Annotated in this window: 19 protein-coding genes; 10 read left to right on the forward strand and 9 right to left on the reverse strand. The window is 71.8% G+C overall.

Annotated features, from left to right (window positions below):
• Window positions 1–49 precede the first annotated feature (49 nt).
• From IU476_RS33150 to IU476_RS33170, 5 genes are all read right to left on the reverse strand, one after another.
• Window positions 50–1,003, reverse strand: a complete 954-nt coding sequence (locus IU476_RS33150) for a M56 family metallopeptidase (protein ID WP_195106269.1) — start codon at window positions 1,001–1,003, stop codon at window positions 50–52.
• 96 nt (window positions 1,004–1,099) lie between these two features.
• Window positions 1,100–1,516: a BlaI/MecI/CopY family transcriptional regulator gene (locus IU476_RS33155; RefSeq protein WP_187683512.1), complete on the reverse strand. Its 417-nt coding sequence runs from the start codon at window positions 1,514–1,516 to the stop codon at window positions 1,100–1,102.
• A gap of 77 nt (window positions 1,517–1,593) precedes the next feature.
• The gene (locus IU476_RS33160; protein ID WP_195106270.1) at window positions 1,594–2,439 is read right to left on the reverse strand and encodes an ABC transporter ATP-binding protein; all 846 of its coding nucleotides are present in this window, start codon (window positions 2,437–2,439) and stop codon (window positions 1,594–1,596) included.
• On the reverse strand, window positions 2,436–3,521 hold the full coding sequence (locus tag IU476_RS33165; protein WP_195106271.1) for a FecCD family ABC transporter permease: 1,086 nt from the start codon (window positions 3,519–3,521) through the stop codon (window positions 2,436–2,438). The genes IU476_RS33160 and IU476_RS33165 overlap by 4 nt, the downstream gene beginning before the upstream one ends.
• On the reverse strand, window positions 3,518–4,555 hold the full coding sequence (locus IU476_RS33170; protein WP_195106272.1) for a FecCD family ABC transporter permease: 1,038 nt from the start codon (window positions 4,553–4,555) through the stop codon (window positions 3,518–3,520). The genes IU476_RS33165 and IU476_RS33170 overlap by 4 nt, the downstream gene beginning before the upstream one ends.
• A 106-nt stretch (window positions 4,556–4,661) precedes the next feature.
• Here IU476_RS33170 and IU476_RS33175 point away from each other — a divergent pair, with 106 nt between their 5' ends.
• The 6 genes from IU476_RS33175 (at window position 4,662) to IU476_RS33200 (ending at window position 9,225) form a co-directional block, all read left to right on the forward strand.
• A complete protein-coding gene (locus IU476_RS33175; RefSeq protein WP_195106273.1) occupies window positions 4,662–5,369 on the forward strand; it encodes a hypothetical protein in 708 nt (235 codons plus the stop codon).
• Between the two features lie 219 nt (window positions 5,370–5,588).
• Complete coding sequence (locus IU476_RS33180; RefSeq protein WP_228824729.1) at window positions 5,589–5,996, forward strand: PaaI family thioesterase; 408 nt, start codon at window positions 5,589–5,591, stop codon at window positions 5,994–5,996.
• A 114-nt stretch (window positions 5,997–6,110) separates the two neighbouring features.
• A complete protein-coding gene (locus IU476_RS33185) occupies window positions 6,111–6,413 on the forward strand; it encodes an urease subunit gamma (RefSeq protein ID WP_195106275.1) in 303 nt (100 codons plus the stop codon).
• 28 nt (window positions 6,414–6,441) lie between these two features.
• Window positions 6,442–6,810: an urease subunit beta gene (locus IU476_RS33190; RefSeq protein WP_195106315.1), complete on the forward strand. Its 369-nt coding sequence runs from the start codon at window positions 6,442–6,444 to the stop codon at window positions 6,808–6,810.
• The gene (locus IU476_RS33195; RefSeq protein WP_195106276.1) at window positions 6,807–8,528 is read left to right on the forward strand and encodes an urease subunit alpha; all 1,722 of its coding nucleotides are present in this window, start codon (window positions 6,807–6,809) and stop codon (window positions 8,526–8,528) included. The genes IU476_RS33190 and IU476_RS33195 overlap by 4 nt, the downstream gene beginning before the upstream one ends.
• A gap of 34 nt (window positions 8,529–8,562) precedes the next feature.
• A complete protein-coding gene (locus IU476_RS33200) occupies window positions 8,563–9,225 on the forward strand; it encodes an O-methyltransferase (RefSeq protein WP_195106277.1) in 663 nt (220 codons plus the stop codon).
• Between the two features lie 3 nt (window positions 9,226–9,228).
• Here the strand turns inward: IU476_RS33200 and IU476_RS33205 are convergent, their stop codons facing one another.
• Complete coding sequence (locus tag IU476_RS33205; protein WP_195106278.1) at window positions 9,229–9,780, reverse strand: PadR family transcriptional regulator; 552 nt, start codon at window positions 9,778–9,780, stop codon at window positions 9,229–9,231.
• A gap of 86 nt (window positions 9,781–9,866) precedes the next feature.
• On the opposite strand from IU476_RS33205, the gene IU476_RS33210 reads away from it, so the two are divergent.
• On the forward strand, window positions 9,867–10,274 hold the full coding sequence (locus IU476_RS33210; RefSeq protein WP_195106279.1) for a nuclear transport factor 2 family protein: 408 nt from the start codon (window positions 9,867–9,869) through the stop codon (window positions 10,272–10,274).
• A gap of 22 nt (window positions 10,275–10,296) precedes the next feature.
• Here IU476_RS33210 and IU476_RS33215 read toward each other — a convergent pair whose 3' ends face one another.
• Window positions 10,297–11,067, reverse strand: coding sequence for a VOC family protein (locus tag IU476_RS33215; RefSeq protein ID WP_195106280.1), 771 nt, complete (start codon window positions 11,065–11,067; stop codon window positions 10,297–10,299).
• A 109-nt stretch (window positions 11,068–11,176) separates the two neighbouring features.
• Window positions 11,177–11,836 (reverse strand): TetR/AcrR family transcriptional regulator, encoded by a 660-nt coding sequence (locus IU476_RS33220; RefSeq protein ID WP_195106281.1) that lies wholly within the window; start codon window positions 11,834–11,836, stop codon window positions 11,177–11,179.
• 88 nt (window positions 11,837–11,924) lie between these two features.
• Between IU476_RS33220 and IU476_RS33225 the strand changes: the two genes are divergently transcribed.
• The gene (locus IU476_RS33225; RefSeq protein WP_195106282.1) at window positions 11,925–13,430 is read left to right on the forward strand and encodes an MFS transporter; all 1,506 of its coding nucleotides are present in this window, start codon (window positions 11,925–11,927) and stop codon (window positions 13,428–13,430) included.
• Between the two features lie 8 nt (window positions 13,431–13,438).
• Here the strand turns inward: IU476_RS33225 and IU476_RS33230 are convergent, their stop codons facing one another.
• Window positions 13,439–14,416 carry a zinc-binding dehydrogenase gene (locus IU476_RS33230; protein WP_195106283.1) on the reverse strand — a complete coding sequence of 326 codons (978 nt, stop codon included), beginning with the start codon at window positions 14,414–14,416 and terminating at the stop codon, window positions 13,439–13,441.
• Between the two features lie 124 nt (window positions 14,417–14,540).
• Between IU476_RS33230 and IU476_RS33235 the strand changes: the two genes are divergently transcribed.
• Together IU476_RS33235 and IU476_RS33240 are read left to right on the forward strand one after the other, a co-directional pair.
• Complete coding sequence (locus IU476_RS33235) at window positions 14,541–14,969, forward strand: GNAT family N-acetyltransferase (protein ID WP_195106284.1); 429 nt, start codon at window positions 14,541–14,543, stop codon at window positions 14,967–14,969.
• Between the two features lie 88 nt (window positions 14,970–15,057).
• A complete protein-coding gene (locus tag IU476_RS33240) occupies window positions 15,058–15,690 on the forward strand; it encodes an urease accessory protein UreF (RefSeq protein ID WP_195106285.1) in 633 nt (210 codons plus the stop codon).
• Window positions 15,691–15,718: the final 28 nt, after the last annotated feature.

The raw sequence follows: 15,718 nt of genomic DNA on the forward strand, positions 1-15,718 counted from the left end.
CCATCCCCCTCGACGGTCGACTGTCCACCCCATCGTAACGGCCCGGGAGTCAGGCGGCGTTGAGCAGACGGTTCAGCTCGACCAGCCAGGGGATGGCGACGGCGAGGGTGGGTACGACGAGGATGGCCGCGGCGGCGAGGTAGGCCGCTGCGGCGACGCGGATGTCGCCCAGGGGGCCCGCCAGGCGCTGGATGCGGATCAGGGTGGTGGGGCCGCCGGCCGCCATCGCCCCTTGCGGCGCAGTGGAATTGGAGCAGGCCACCAGTGCGCGGGCCAGCGGGGTCGGGCCGGTGACCTTGACCGCGGAATCGTCGGCGAGCAGTTCGATGAGCAGCTTCGCCGAATCCAGCGCGGACTTGCTGCGCACCACGCGCGGGAACGCCTCGTGCGCGGCGGTGAAGGCCTCCAGCACCAGGTCGTGCCGGGCGCGCAGGTGCGAGCGCTCGTGGCTGACGATCGCCTTCAGCTCGGCGTCGGACAGGCTGGCGAAGGTGCCCTGGCTGAGCACCACGCGGCGGCGCAGCCCGGGTAGGCAGTAGGCGATCGGCTCGGCGGCGGCGAGGACCCGGATGTCGGCCGCGCCGCGCTCGCTGTGCCGGTATTCGCGGCCCTGATCCAGCAGGTCGACCAGCATGCGGTGCTTCGCGCGGCGGCGGCGGGTGTGCACCCCGACCCGGATGGCCGCGTAGATCAGCCGCGCCCCGACGAGCAGGGTGAGCGCGAAGACCACGACGTAGGCCAGCCACAGCGGCAGCCCGAGCGCATCGATCTCGTCGGTGGGCGAGGTGGTGGGCCGGCCGTCGGGACCCGGCACCAGCAGTTGACTGGCGATGGCCAGGCCCGACCCGAAGGCGCTCAGCACGGCGGCGAGCGCGACGGCCTGCCACAGCACGAGCGCGGCCCGGGGCGTGCGATAGGGCCAGGTGGCTCGGCTGAGCAGGCTCGGGATCGGTCCCGCGAGAAGCAAGGCGAGACCGGCGAAGACCGGCGCGGTTGCGTTCATGCTCAGCTCACTGCGTTGTGGGGCCAGGGCCCGAGATCGCGACGCTTCCGCTGGGAGCTGCGGCTGCCGTCCGACGGGCGGGAGCGCCGCAGCGAACTACTGCGGCGGGGCGACTCCTTTGTCGTCGGACGCGTTGCGCGCGGCCTCGGTTGCTTCGAGCTTAGCGAGTGCGTCCCGCAGTGCGGCAGCCTCGTCCTTGCCGACCTGCTCGACGAAGTGCACGAGCGCGGCGCGGCGGCTGCCGACCTCGTCGGCCTGCTGCAGCGCGTCGACCATCAGGCTGGCGACGAGTTCGTCGCGGGTGTGGACCGGGGCGTACCGATGCGCCCGGTCGTCGCGCTGCTGCACGACCAGATTCTTCTTCGCCAGTCGCTGCAGCACGGTCATCACCGTGGTGTACGCGAGTTCGCGGCGCGCCGCGAGGGCCTCGTGGACCTGCCGGACCGTCTGCGGTTCATCGGCCGACCACAACTGGTCCATGACCGCTTTCTCGAGTTCACCAAGACCTGCCATCCCACAAGTTTACGGAGCCAACGACACAAATGCGTACTACAGATCGTCGTAACCGGTCGGTAACTGTGTGGGATTTTTCATAGGGATGCGGGGTACCCGTTCGGGCCGCCCGCGGCGCCGCGGACGTGCCGGGTCCCGATCGGCACGATCATGGGCCGTCCCGAGACCGGGTCGTCGAGGACGCTGGCCTCGAGCCCGAACACCTCGCGCAGCAGGTCGGCGTCCACGATGTCGGCGGGCGGGCCCTGCGCGACGATGCGGCCGTCGCGCATCACGACCAGCCGGTCGCTGTAGCGGATGGCGAGGTTGAGGTCGTGCAGCACCATGACCACCGTGCGGCCGAGGTCGGCGTGCAGCCGGTCGACCAGGTCCAGCACCTCGAGCGAGTGGGCGAGGTCGAGGTAGGTGGTCGGCTCGTCGAGCAGCAGGATGTCGGTGCCCTGCGCGAGGGCCATCGAGATCCAGGCGCGCTGGCGCTGGCCGCCGGACAGCTCGTCGAGGGTGCGGTCGGCCAGGTCCGCGATGCCGGTCTGGGCCAGCGCGGCCGCCACCTCGGTCTCGTCGTCGGCGGACCACTGGCGCAGCCAGGACTGGTGCGGGTGGCGGCCGCGCGCGACGAGGTCGGCGACGGTCAGGCCCTCGGGCGCCACCGGTGTCTGGGGGAGCATGCCGACCGTGCGTGCCACGTCGCGGGTCTTGAGCGTGGCGATCGCCTTGCCGTCCAACAGGACTCGGCCGTCGCGCGGGCGCAGCAGCCGGCCCAGCGCGCGCAGCAGGGTGGACTTGCCGCAGCCGTTGGGGCCGATGACGGTGGTGATCACGCCGGTCTCGATGTCCAGCGACAGGCCGTCGACGATGACGCGGCCGCCGTATCCGAGGGTGAGGTCGTCGGCGGTGAGGCGGTGCGGGGAGGAGGCCGTCATGACAGGGTCGCCTTCCGGTTGGTGCGCACGAGCAGCAACAGCAGGAACGGTCCGCCGAGGGCGGCGGTGATGATGCCGACCGGCAGGTCGACGGGAACCACGGTACGCGCGAGCACATCCCCGCCGACCACCACGAGCGCGCCGACCAGCGCCGAGCCGAGCACCGGTTCGCCGGGCACGCGCAGCACTCGGCGCGCGATCTGCGGTGCGGCGAGCCCGACGAACGCGACCGGCCCGACGGCGGCGGTGGCCAGCGACGCCGCCACGACCGCCGCGCCCAGCAGCAGCCCCTGCTGGGCCTGCAGGCGCACGCCCAGGCCGCGGGTGGTCTCGGTGCCGAAGCGCAGCGCCGCGAGCGTGCGCGCGGACGTGGCGCTGACCGCGAGCACCACGGTCAGCGCGAGCGCGGCGGGGACCGCGCGGGACCAGTCGGCCCCGTTGAGCGAGCCGGTCAGCCACAGCTGGGCGCGGGTGGCGTCGGTCAGCGTGGCCCGGGTGAGCAGCCAGCTCACGCCCGACAGCAGCAGCGCGTTGACGCCGATTCCGATGAGTACCAACCGCATTCCGGTCGCGCCCGCCGCGCCGTCGCGGGCGCGGCCCCACGCCAGCAGGTAGATCGCCGCGGCCGTGAGCAGCCCGCCGGCCAGCGCGGCCAGCGGGACCCCGAGGGTGGCGGCGGCGCCCGTGGCGGTGCCGGTGCCCGCGACGGCGGCGACCGCGGCGAAGCTCGCGCCGGAGGTGATGCCGAGCAGGTCCGGACTGGCCAAGGGGTTGTGCAGGATCGACTGTGTGAGTGCCCCGGCCAGCCCCAGCGCCGCGCCGGCGACGACGGCGGTCACCGCGCGCGGCAGCCGCGACTCGAAGATGATGAACCGCTGCGCCCGCGTCCCGCCCCCGGCGAGCACGTCGAACACCCGCCCGAGCGGAATCCGGAACTCGCCCACCGCGATATCGAGCGCGAACAGCGCGCACACCGCGGCCGCGAGCCCGATCACGGTGAGCAGCACCGAGATTCGCAGGACCGCGGAGAACGGCCCCACCCGCACCGCGGGCCGTACCCGCGACAACGACGAAACGCTCACAGCCCCACCGCCTTGCGCCGCCGCACGAACCAGATGAAGCAGGGCGCGCCGACGGCCGCGAGCACGATGCCGGTCTGCAACTCGCCGGGGCGCGCGACGACCCGGCCCACGATGTCTGCCAGCAGCAGCAACAGCGCGCCCAGGAGTCCGGAATACGGGAGTAGCCAACGGTTGTCGGGACCGGTGATCATCCGGGCGAGGTGCGGGACGACCAGTCCGAGGAACGAGATGGGCCCGACCGCGGCGGTGGCGGCGCCGGTCAGCAGCACCACCGCCGCGAGCCCCAGCGCCCGGTTGCGGCCGACGTTGACGCCGAGCCCGCGCGCCACGTCCTCGCCGAGGCCGAGCGCGTTGAGCCCGGGCGCGGCGATCAACGCCAGCACCGTGCCGAGTGCCAGGAACGGCAGCACCTGCCGCAGCACGCCGATGTCGTGCCCGGCGACGGTGCCGACCACCCAGAACCGGTAGGTGTCCAGGGCCGCCGGGTCCAGCAGCACAACGGCATTCGTCAGCGCCTGCAGCAGCGCCGTCACCGCGGCGCCCGCGAGGACCAGGCTCAGCGGGCTCGCCGTGCCGCCGCCCAGCGCCGACACCCCGAACACCACCAGGCCCGCGATCAGCGCCCCCGCGAAGGCGAACCAGATGTACTGGTCCGGGCGGGTGAGCGCGAACAGGTGGATCGCCAGCGCGGCCAGGAACGCCGCCCCGGCGTTGAGCCCGAGCAGCCCGGCGTCGGCCAGCGGATTGCGTGTGTAACCCTGGATGAGGGCGCCGGCGATGCCCAGGGCCAGTCCGGTGAGCAACGCCAAACCGGTTCGCGGCAACCGCAACTCGCGCACGATCTGATCGGCGGGCGTGTCCGCGGGGCAGGTCAGCGGCCAGCCGTCCGGGCAGGTGAGCGCGTGCACCACCGCGTCGGGGGACAGTGCCCGCGCGCCCACCGCGATCCCGGCCACGGTCGCGACCAGCAGTAACAGCGCCAGGATCAGCAAACCCGCGACGCGGTGCCGTTTGCGGGTGACTACGACGGTCACGGCGACGAATAACTCCTGACGTGATTCGATCCATTGCTCGGTAAGTCTGGTAAGCCTAACCTATCTTTCGATTCGGCCCCGCATAGCCAACCGACGAGGAGGTTCGATGTCCGAACCGATGACTGCCAGTACGGCCCGCCGTTCCGACGAGGCGTTCGGATATGCGTGTGCCCGGCTGCGCGCGCTACAGCCGGAACATCCGCGGGTCTACGCCGTGGCGGCGATGGCCGATCAGGGCCGGCGGCGCTGGTGGCGGCTCGCCGACGGCGTGCGCGAGGGCCGCATCGATCTGATGTACCGCCGCCACGCCGCGGAGATGATCAGCGCCGACATCGCCGCGGAAGTCGTTGCCACCGCGCTGATTCACACCGTGGTCGGCCGGGTGGTGGCGCTGCTGGTGGCCGAGGGCCGGGCGTGGGACCCCGGGCTCGAGAACCTGTGGGTGCACACCGACAACGACGGCGGCATCGACTGGGCGGGCTTGGCCGACACCACGATTCGCGTGATCGACGGCGACCGGCTGGCCGACGGCCCCGGTGTGGTGACGCTGCCGTGCGAGCGCGCGATGTCGGTGTGGCTGGCGCATCGCTGCGAGGGGCCGCTGCTGCTGGTGCAGCACAGCATGTTCCGCTGCGCGGGGCTGAGCGCGCGGCGGTTCTGGGCGCTGGTCGGCGAGACCGTCGTCGGCGCGGCCACCTACGTCCCGGATCTGGCGCGCACCTCCTCCTCGCTCGGCGCCGCGCGCGGGCAGGCGCTGCTGGCGGCGATGGAAGAACGCGGCATGCCGGTGCGTCGCGCTTGCTTAGTTAGGTAAGCCTCGCCTACACTCGAATTCGGCGTCCGGATCGCCGAGAGTCCCGAGGGCTGCGGTCGACTCCCGATCCTGTGCCGCGGCGGGCTCCACGTATCGCACGTGGGGCCCGCCGCTCTGTTCCCGCAGGTGCGCGACCCGGAAGCCGCGCGATTCGCGGGCTGTGCCACTGTTTTCGGTATGACCCAGCGTGACCAGCCCGACGTCCGCTCGCTGGCGGACATGACCCCCGAACTCATGACCCGCCACAGCGAGGGCACCTTCACCGACCTGATCGGACTGAAGTACACCGAACTCGGCCCGGACCGTGTGGCGGGCCAGTGGACGGTGTCCCCGCAGCTGCACCAGCCGGCCGGGATCGTCAACGGCGGCGTCTACTGCACGGTGATCGAGACGCTGGCCAGCGTCGGCGGCGGCGTCTGGTTCGGCGAGCGCGGCACGGTCGTGGGTGTCAACAACAACACCGACTTCCTGCGCGCGGTGCGCGAGGGCACCCTGCGCGGCGAGGCCACCCCGCTGCACCGCGGCCGCCTCCAGCAGCTGTGGCAGGTCGTGATCACCGACGAGGAGGACCGCGTGGTGGCCCGGGGCCAGGTGCGCCTGCAGAACCTGGCGGCCGCCGCGGAGTAGGCCCGCGGCGGGGCGGAGCGCGGCGGTGGTGGCTCGGCTCGGGCCGCCGCGCGGCGCTCCCGGTGCGCCCGTGCCAGAATGACCCGCACCCGTCCGATCCGCCGAGGAGCACCGATGCGATTGTCGCCGCACGAGCAGGAACGGCTGATGCTCAGCTACGCGGCCGAACTCGCGCGCCGCCGCCGCGAGCGCGGGCTGCGGCTCAACCACCCCGAGGCGGTCGCCATCATCACCGACCACGTGCTCGAGGGCGCCCGCGACGGCCGCACGGTGGCCGAGCTGATGGCGTCAGGCCGCACCGTGCTCGGGCGCGAGGACGTCATGGACGGCGTCCCGGAGATGATCCACGACGTGCAGGTGGAGGCGACCTTCCCGGACGGGACCAAACTCGTCACCGTGCACCACCCGATCGGCTGAGGTGACCATGGCACAGCGGAACTCCGGCGTGGTGCCGGGCGAGATCCTCTACGGCGAGGGCGTCGTCGAGATCAACGCGGGGGCCGACCGGCTCGAACTCGACGTGGTGAACACCGGCGACCGGCCCGTGCAGGTCGGCAGCCACGTGCACTTCCCGCAGGCCAACGCCGCCCTCGAATTCGACCGCGAGGCCGCTCACGGCCACCGCCTCGACATCCCCGCCGGAACCGCGGTGCGCTTCGAACCCGGTCTGGGGCAACGGGTCTCGCTGGTGCCGCTGGGCGGCTCCCGCGAGGTATACGGCATCAGCCTGAATGCCCCCGGCCCCCTGGACATTCCGCCGCCGCCCGGCTGGTCGGGGTCCACCGAACGCGGCATCGTGGACGGTGCGCTGTGAACGAGCTGACCCGCGCGCGCTACGCCGAGCTGTTCGGCCCGACCACCGGCGACCGAATCCGCCTGGCCGACACCGATCTACTGATCGAGATCACCGAGGACCGCAGCGGCGGACCGGGTTCCGCGGGCGACGAGGCCGTCTTCGGCGGCGGCAAGGTGCTGCGCGAATCCATGGGCCAGGCCCGCGCCACCCGCGCCGAGGGTACCCCCGATACGGTGATCACCGGCGTCGTCATCGTGGATCACTGGGGAATCATCAAGGCCGACATCGGCATTCGCGACGGCCGCATCCGCGCCATCGGCAAGGCGGGCAACCCGGAGATCATGGACGGTGTGCACCCCGATCTGGTGGTGGGGCCCTCGACCGAGATCATCGCGGGCAACGGGCGCATCGTCACCGCGGGCGCCATCGACTGCCACGTGCACTTCATCTGCCCGCAGCTGCTGGACGAGGCGCTGGGCAGCGGCATCACCACCCTGATCGGCGGCGGCACCGGACCGGCCGAGGGCAGCAAGGCCACCACGGTCACCCCGGGCGCCTGGCACCTGGGCCGGATGCTCGAGGCCACCGACGGCTGGCCGGTGAACATCCTGCTGCTGGGCAAGGGCAACACCGTGCGGCACGAGTCGCTGTGGGAGCAATTGCGCGGCGGCGCGGGCGGTTTCAAGCTGCACGAGGACTGGGGGACCACCCCGGCGGCGATCGATGCCGCGCTCACCGTCGCCGACGCGGCGGGCGTTCAGGTCGCGCTGCACTCGGACACGCTGAACGAGGCCGGTTTCGTCGAGGACACCCTGGCCGCGATCGCCGGCCGGGCCATCCACTCGTACCACACCGAGGGCGCGGGCGGCGGTCACGCGCCCGACATCATCACCGTCGCCGCGCATCCCAACGTGATGCCCAGCTCCACCAACCCGACCCGCCCGCACACCGTCAACACCCTCGACGAGCATCTGGACATGCTCATGGTGTGCCATCACCTCAATCCCGCGATCCCCGAGGACCTGGCCTTCGCCGAGAGCCGCATCCGGCCCTCGACCATCGCGGCCGAGGACCTGCTGCACGACCTGGGCGCCATCTCGATGATCGGCAGCGACTCGCAGGCGATGGGCCGCGTCGGCGAGGTGGTGATGCGCACCTGGCAGACCGCGCACATGATGAAGCGCCGCCGCGGCGCGCTGCCCGGCGACGGCGCGGCCGACAATCTGCGCGTGCGCCGCTACGTCGCCAAATACACCATCTGCCCGGCGGTGACCCACGGCCTGGACCACGAGATCGGCTCGATCGAGGTGGGCAAGCTGGCGGATCTGGTGCTGTGGGAACCGGCGTTCTTCGGGGTGCGCCCGCACGCGGTGCTCAAGGGCGGCGCCATCGCGTGGGCGGCGATGGGTGACGCCAACGCCTCCATCCCGACCCCGCAGCCGGTGCTGCCGCGCCCGATGTTCGGCGCGGCCCCCGCCGTGGCGGCCGGGACCTCGCTGCATTTCGTCTCGCCGCAGGCGGTCGAGGCGGGCCTGGCCGAGCGGCTGCGGGTGCACCGCAAGCTGGTGCCGGTGGCCGACGTGCGCAAGCGCACCAAATCCGATCTGCCGCACAACGACGCCATGCCGCGCATCGAGGTCGAACCCGACACCTTCACCGTCCGGGTCGACGGCGAGGTCTGGGCCGAGGATCCCGCCACCGAACTGCCGATGGCGCAACGGTATTTCCTGTTCTGAGCCGACCCGCGCCGCCGGTGGCAGACTGGCCGGTATGACGAATGCCGCATGGGGTGAGGTGGACCGCTATCTCGTGGACACGCTGGTCGGGGGTGAAGACGGCGACGTGCTGGCGGAGAACGCGGCGGCCGGGCTGCCCGCCATCGACGTGTCTCCGACGCAGGGCAAGTTCCTGTACCTGACGGCCCTCTCGATCGGGGCGCGGCGGGTGCTCGAGATCGGGACGCTCGGCGGGTACAGCACGCTGTGGCTCGCGCGGGCGGTCGGTCCGCAGGGCTGGGTCGTGACCCTGGAGTTCGAACCCCGGCACGCCGAGGTGGCGCGGAAGAACCTGGACGGCAAGGGCGTCGGCGAGCGGGTCGACATCCGGGTCGGCCCGGCGCTGGACAGCCTGCCGGTGCTCGCCGAGGAGCGGCTCGAGCCGTTCGACCTGGTGTTCATCGACGCCGACAAGGTCAACAACTCGAACTACGTCCAGTGGGCGCTGCGCCTGAGCCGTCCCGGCGCGGTGCTCATCGTCGACAACGTCGTCCGGCACGGCGCCATCGCCGACCCGGGCGCGGCCGACGCCGCCGCGCGGGCCAGCCGCGAGGTGCTCGAACTGCTCGCCGCCGAGCCGCGGGTGACCGCGACGGCCCTGCAGACCGTCGGCGGCAAGGGCTGGGACGGCTTCGCCTACGCGGTCGTCACCGGCTGAGCGTCACTTCCGTTCGGGCGCGCGGCGCGGGTCGCGCGCCAGATCCGTCCAGAAATCCACATACGCCTGCTCGTGCCTGACCGCGAGTTCCAGGATGCGCGAACGAGATTCGGCCCGGACGCTGTCGTCCGGGTCGATCTCCGCCTGTAGCCCGCGATACAGCTCCAGCAAGCGGCGGTGCTCCGCGGCCTGGCCGCGGGCGAGCGCCACCACGTCGCCGGGCTCGCCCAGATCGGCGAAGAACAGTTTCAGTTGCGCCGGATCCCGGGTCTCCGGCGGCGGGGTGCGCGGCTCGGCCAGCCAGCGCCGCAGCGCCGCGCGCCCGGCGGGGGTGAGGTGGAATACGCGCCGCCGCCGCCCGGTCTCCTCGGCCTCCTCGCGCAGCAGGCCCTGTTCGGCGAGCCGCACCGGCACGCGATAGAGCTGCGCGTGCGGCACCGGCCAGAAGTAGTCGACGCTCTCCTCCATCCGGGCCTTCAGCTCGTACGGCGTGAGCGGCCCGTGCCGGGCGATCAACCCGAGCACGATGTGGTCCTGCGGCCCCGGTTCGGGCATGCCCGTCGTCCTTCCCGTTGACACCGTCTCGGTGAGACTATAGCTTCATATCCAAGAGACCGTATCAATGAGACTATGGAGATGGCATGCGCGAGTTCGGCATCGAACTGTTCGATCGATGGACGGAACTGTGGAACGGCGACCTCGACGTCGCGGAGCGGATCCTCGCCCCGGAGTTCACCTTGCGCTACGCGCAACCCGGCGCGGAGGTGTTCGACAGCATCCGCGACCCGCAGGCCCTGGCGCAGCGGATCGCGGCGTTCCGGGCCGAACGGCCGGGCCTGAAGTACGAGACGCAAGGGGAGCCGATCATCGAAATGCACGGTCCCCGTACGGGTTCGGTGGCCCGGCCGTACGGGGCGCGGCGGCCCACGCCCGACGGTGAGATGGACGTCAGCGGCACCGACATCCTGCGCTTCGTCGACGGCCGCATCGTCGAGGTGTGGTCGGTGTCCGGCGGGCCCGCCGGGCGCAGCTTCTACCCGAATAGGTAAGGCGCGCAGGCGGATTCGCGCGTCAGCGGTGGCCCATGGCCATGAGCGCGAAGGTCGCCCCGGCGGGGTCGGCGAGTACGGCGATGCGGGTCGGGCCGGGCATGTCGGCGGGCTCGCTCACCACCTTGCCGCCGAGCTCGACGGCGCGGGCCACCGTGGCGTCGCAGTCCGGGACGTGGATCGTCATCGCCCAGAACGGGGCCGGTTCGCCGGGCCGGGCCGCGGCGGCACCGCCGAATTCGCCGCCGCCCGCGCCGGTGGTCAGCGCCTGGTAGGGCTTGTCGGTCGACTGCTCCCACGCGGCGTTGCGGTAGGTCCAGCCCAGGGTCGTCGCGTAGTGGGCCATCGCGTCGGCGGGCGCGCCGACCGCCGTGTACTGCACCCAGCACGGGTTGTTCGGCTGCGACCAGCGCTCGGTGCCGGGGTGGCCGGTGAGGTGGCTGACCCCGTAGGCCGCGCCGTCCGGGTCGGCGAGGACGGCGAACTCCAATTGCCCGGGGATATCGGCGAATTCACAGCGTGCCGAGCCGCCCGCGCCGAGCGCGGCCGCCACGGTCGCGCGGACGTCGGTCACCGCGAAGTACGGCAGCCAGCCGGGGGCGTCGGCGTCGGCCGCGGCGATGCCGGCGACGCGGGCGTCGTCCTGGAGCAACACGGTGTAGTGGCGGCTCTCCGGCCCCGTGTCGAGGGCGGTCCAGCCGAACAGCCCGGTATAGAACTCGGCGGCTGCCGCGACGTCGGGTGCGGACACGTCGAACCAACAGGGCGCGCCCTGGGCGAAACCGGATGGCATGGTGCATCTCCTCGGGAATCGGTGAGTCGTCGCCGCCCGACCCCTCGTGCGGACGGCGCAGTGCACCCGTAGAGACGCCGCCCGCCCGCCGAATTCATCGGTGCCCCGCTCACCGCTGCGCGGCGAACCCGTCGCACAGTGCCGTCAAGCCGGCGTGCAGGAGGCGTTCGGGGTCCAGCAGGTCGCCGCTGCCGGTGCCTTCCAAAGGCACCAGCGCCGGCGGCGAGGGCCAGCGCGGAGTGCCCTCCAGCAGCGCGGTGAGGCCCGACACCTCCTCCTGCTCGGAGTCGCGCTTGGCCAGCATGTCGGCGCTCACCTGCTGCAACGCGATGCCGGCGATGTAGCTCCACACCGACAGCGCCATCCGGGTGGCCTCGCGCCGGTCGCCGGTCAGCTCGCCGAATCCCTCCACCAGCCAGGCCAGGCAGGCCAGGCTGTGCGGGCCGAAGTTGTAGCGCGGCACCGCGAAGGTGAACAGCACCCACGGATGTTGCTGGTAGAGCTGCCAATCGATGTCGGCGGCGATGCGCACGCGGTCGCGCCAGGTCCACTGCGATTGTGGGGGTGGATAGGGGTTGCGGCGGGCCACCTCGTCGGTCATCGCCGCCAGCAGCGCGTCCTTGTTCGGGACGTGCCGGTACAGCGACATCGCGCCGACGCCCATGCGCTCGGCGATCCGCCGCATGGACAGCGCGTCCAGGCCGGACTCGTCGGCCAGGGCGAGGGCCGCGTCCACGATGGCCGCCCGGGTCAGCTTGAGGTCGGTCACGAATAACTCGCTTTCGTTTTCACGGCGGCATGCGTACGCTGTACCCAGTTTGCTCGCGTACGTCGTACGCACGATCGAAGGATAGGTGATGGTGGGCGTCGACACCCGGGAGAACACGACATCGCGGCGTGCCTGGCTCGGACTCGCTGTGCTGACACTGCCGGTGCTGCTGGTGTCGATGGACATGTCGGTGCTGTTCCTGGCGATGCCGACGCTCACCGCCCAGCTGGATCCGAGCGCGACCGAGCAGCTGTGGATCCTCGACATCTACGGCTTCCTGATCGCCGGGCTGCTGATCACGATGGGCAATCTGGGCGACCGCATCGGGCGGCGCAACATTTTGCTGGCCGGGGCGAGCGTGTTCGGGGCCGCGTCGGTGCTGGCGGCGTTCGCGCCCAGCGCCGGTGTGCTGATCGCGGCGCGGGCGCTGATGGGGATCGGCGGCGCCACGCTGCTGCCGTCGAGCCTGGCGCTGATCTCGAGCCTGTTCCCGGATCCGCGCACCCGCGGCACCGCGATCGGCGTGTGGACCGCGTTCTTCGCCGGCGGGTCGGCGGTCGGGCCGGTCATCGGCGGCCTGCTGCTGCACAACTTCTGGTGGGGCGCGGTGTTTCTGATCAATACGCCGGTGCTGCTGGTGCTGCTGATCGCCGGGCCGTTCGTGCTGCCCGAACATCGCGACGGCGGGCGCGGTCCCCTGGATCTGCTCAGCGTGGCGATGTCGATCGGCGGCATCCTGCCCGCGGTGTACGCGGTGAAGCGGGCCGCCGCCGACGGCATCGACGCCGAGGTCGTGGTGGCGGGCGTGTTCGGCGCGGTGGTGCTGGTGCTGTTCGTGCGGCGGCAGCGGCAGCTGGCCGAACCGCTGCTCGACCTGAGCCTGTTCCGGCGCGGGCTGTTCTCCGTCGCCATCGGGTCCAGCACGATCGGCATGCTGTCGCTGGCCGGGATGAGCTATCTGACCAGCGTGTACCTCCAGTCGGTGGCCGGGCGCGACGCCCTCGGCGCGGCGCTGCTCGGCATCCCGGCCGCGGTGGTGGTCTTCGTGATGGCGATGGGCGGGGCCCGGGTGGCCGGGCTGCTGGGCACTCGCACGTCGTTCGTGCTGGCGCTGAGCGCGGCCGGGATCGGCAACCTGATGCTGCTCGGCATCGGCGTGGACGGCGGAATCGGTTGGTACGTGGCCGGTTCCACGGTGGCGGGCCTCGGCTACGGCATCGTGTTCACCCTGGTGTCCGAGGTGTCGGTGGCCTCGGTGCCGCCCGAGCGCGCCGGTTCCGCGGTGGGCATCTCGGAGACGAGTTTCGAACTGGGCAACGCGCTGGGCCTGGCGCTGCTGGGATCGCTTGCGGCACTGGTGTTCCGGTCCGGCGGCGAGTTCGCGGAGACCCTCGGCGAGACCATCGTGCGGGCCGGGGACGACGACGCGCTGGTGCGTGCCGCGCGCGCGTCGTTCGTCGACGGGATGCACGTGGGGACGACCGTCGGCGCGGCGCTGCTACTGGTCATGGCGGTGGTCGCGCTGCTGGCGGCGCGGACCCGCAAGCCGGCGGCCGAGAGCGAGCACGCCGAATGCGGTGCGGGCGGGGCCTGATCGCCGTCTCACGGCACGAGGATCACCTTGCCGATCGTCGCGCGGGTTTCCAGCGCGTGGTGTGCCGCGGCGGCCTCGGCGAGGGGGAAGCGCTGGATCGCGGGATGTAACCGTCCGGTGGCGGCCTCGGTGAGGGCGCGGGTCTCCAGGTTGCGGAGGCCGCCCGCGCGGTCGAGCATCTTGGGGCCGAGGGTGTGCTCGTCGGCGATGCCGCGCTCGGCGAGGTAGCTCTCGTCGAGTTCCAGCGGGGTGCCGCTGCTCCAGCCGAAGATCAGTCGGGTGCCACCCTTGGCGAGCAGATCCGTTGCGGTGCGGGCGGTTTCGCCGCCGACGCCGTCGAACAGCAGGGCTGCCGGGCGCTCTCCGAAGCGCTCGCGGATCGCCTGCGCCCAGTCGGACTTCCGGTAGTCGAGGGCCAGGTCCGCGCCGTTGGCCGCTACCACCTCCGTCTTGCCGGGGCCGCCCGCCAGGCCGACGACCGTCAGTCCGGCGTTCTTCAGATATTGCACCAACAGGGTGCCGATGCCCCCGGCCGCGGCCGTCACGATCGCGAGGTCGCCCGCCCGCAGTGTGGCGAACTGGAGGATGCCGAGGGTGGTGCGACCGGTCCCGATCATGGCGACCGCCGCGGCCGGATCCAGCCCTCCCGGAATCTCGTGCAGCTGTTCAACTTTCGCGACTGCCAGCTCGGCATACCCGCCCGGCACCACCCCGAGATGCGCGACAACCGTCGCCCCGAGCCACTTCTCGTCCACCCCGGAACCGAGCCGGTCGACGGTTCCGGCAACCTCCCGCCCAGGCACGGTCGGCAACTCCGGCAGCGGGAACGGCCCGGCTTCCCCACTGCGAATCGACGTGTCGACGAAATGCACACCCGCCGCCGCCACGGCAATCCGCACCTGCCCCGGCCCCGGCTCCGGGTCATCGACAATCTCATAACGCAGGTTCTCGGCAGGCCCGAAGGCATGAAGACGTATCGCATGCATGAAACCACCCTGCAACCTCCACATAGGTTCAGGTCAACACCGTGCGCGAATCCACATCGCGGATCGCCTCGACGAGATCGAGAGGTCCGTGCCGCCGTGCCGTCTGCACCGTAGAGTTCGAGCGGTGACCGGCGCAGCGGAACTTCGCCTCGTGCTCGGCAATCCCGACGATCCGCGGGTCGGAGAATTGCTGTATCAGGCGATCGGCGGCGACCGTCAGCGGCTCATTACAGCCTTGGCACACTATCGCGACAACGCGACGTTGATGGCCGCCACCGACATAGCGGAACTATTGGGCGTCATAGGTTTTCGCGTCTACCACGACAGCCTCACGGTGCTGCACATCGCGACGGCAGATCATCGGCGGCGCGCGGGAGTAGGGCGCTTCATGCTCGGTGAGCTGCGGTCGCGATGGCCGGACCGCGGCCTCGTCGCGGAGACCGATGCCGAGTCGGTCGGTTTCTACTCGGCGGTCGGGTTCGAGGTGAGCACACTCGGGGAGAAGTATCCGGGAGTCGAGCGGTTCCGGGTGCGCCTCCCGCCGCGTGCGTAGCGTCTCCCTGCGCTGGAGCCGTGTGCCGGGGCCGGGGTGATGGGTGGGGTGCTTAGGATCGGGGTGTGTGGTGGTTGGGAGTGTGGGGATGAGTCTGGCTGTGTTGTTGACGTTGGGGGACTCGCGGTTGCCGGTTGGGGGGCATGTGCACTCTGGTGGGGTGGAGGAGGGGGTGGCTTCGGGGGTGCTGCGGGATGTGGGGTCGGTGGAGGATTATCTGCGGCGGCGGGTGCGGACCTCGGGGCTGGTGGCGGCGTCGCTGGCCGCGGCGGTGTGCGCGGGGGAACTGGAGGTGGCGCGGGCCGAGGTCGAGGCGGACGCGCGCATGCCCGCGCCGGCGGGCCGGGCCGCCTCGCGGGCGCAGGGGCGCGGCTTGCTGCGGCTGGCCCGGCAGGTGTGGCCCGAGGGGGAGTGGGGCGGGCTCGGTGCGCGTCCGCATCTGTCCACGGTGTTCGGTGTGGTCGGCACGGTCGCGGGGGTCACGCCCGCGGAGATCGCCGGAGTGGTCGTCTACACCACGATGACCGGGGCCGCGACCGCGGCGCAGCGGTTGCTGGCGCTCGATCCGGCGGCGGTGGCCGCCTGCACGGTCCGGCTCACCGCGGACTGCGACCGCGCCGCCGCCGAGGCGGTGAAAGGTCTTGCCGCCCTGTCGGATCCGCTGCAGGATGTGCTCGCCGAACGCCATGTCGTCCGTCCGATGCCGTTGTTCGCGTCGTAAGTCGACGGAGTCGGTGCGGGAAGCGGCG

This window comes from Nocardia blacklockiae, from assembly GCF_015477355.1.
GTDB classification, from domain to species: Bacteria; Actinomycetota; Actinomycetes; order Mycobacteriales; family Mycobacteriaceae; genus Nocardia; species Nocardia blacklockiae.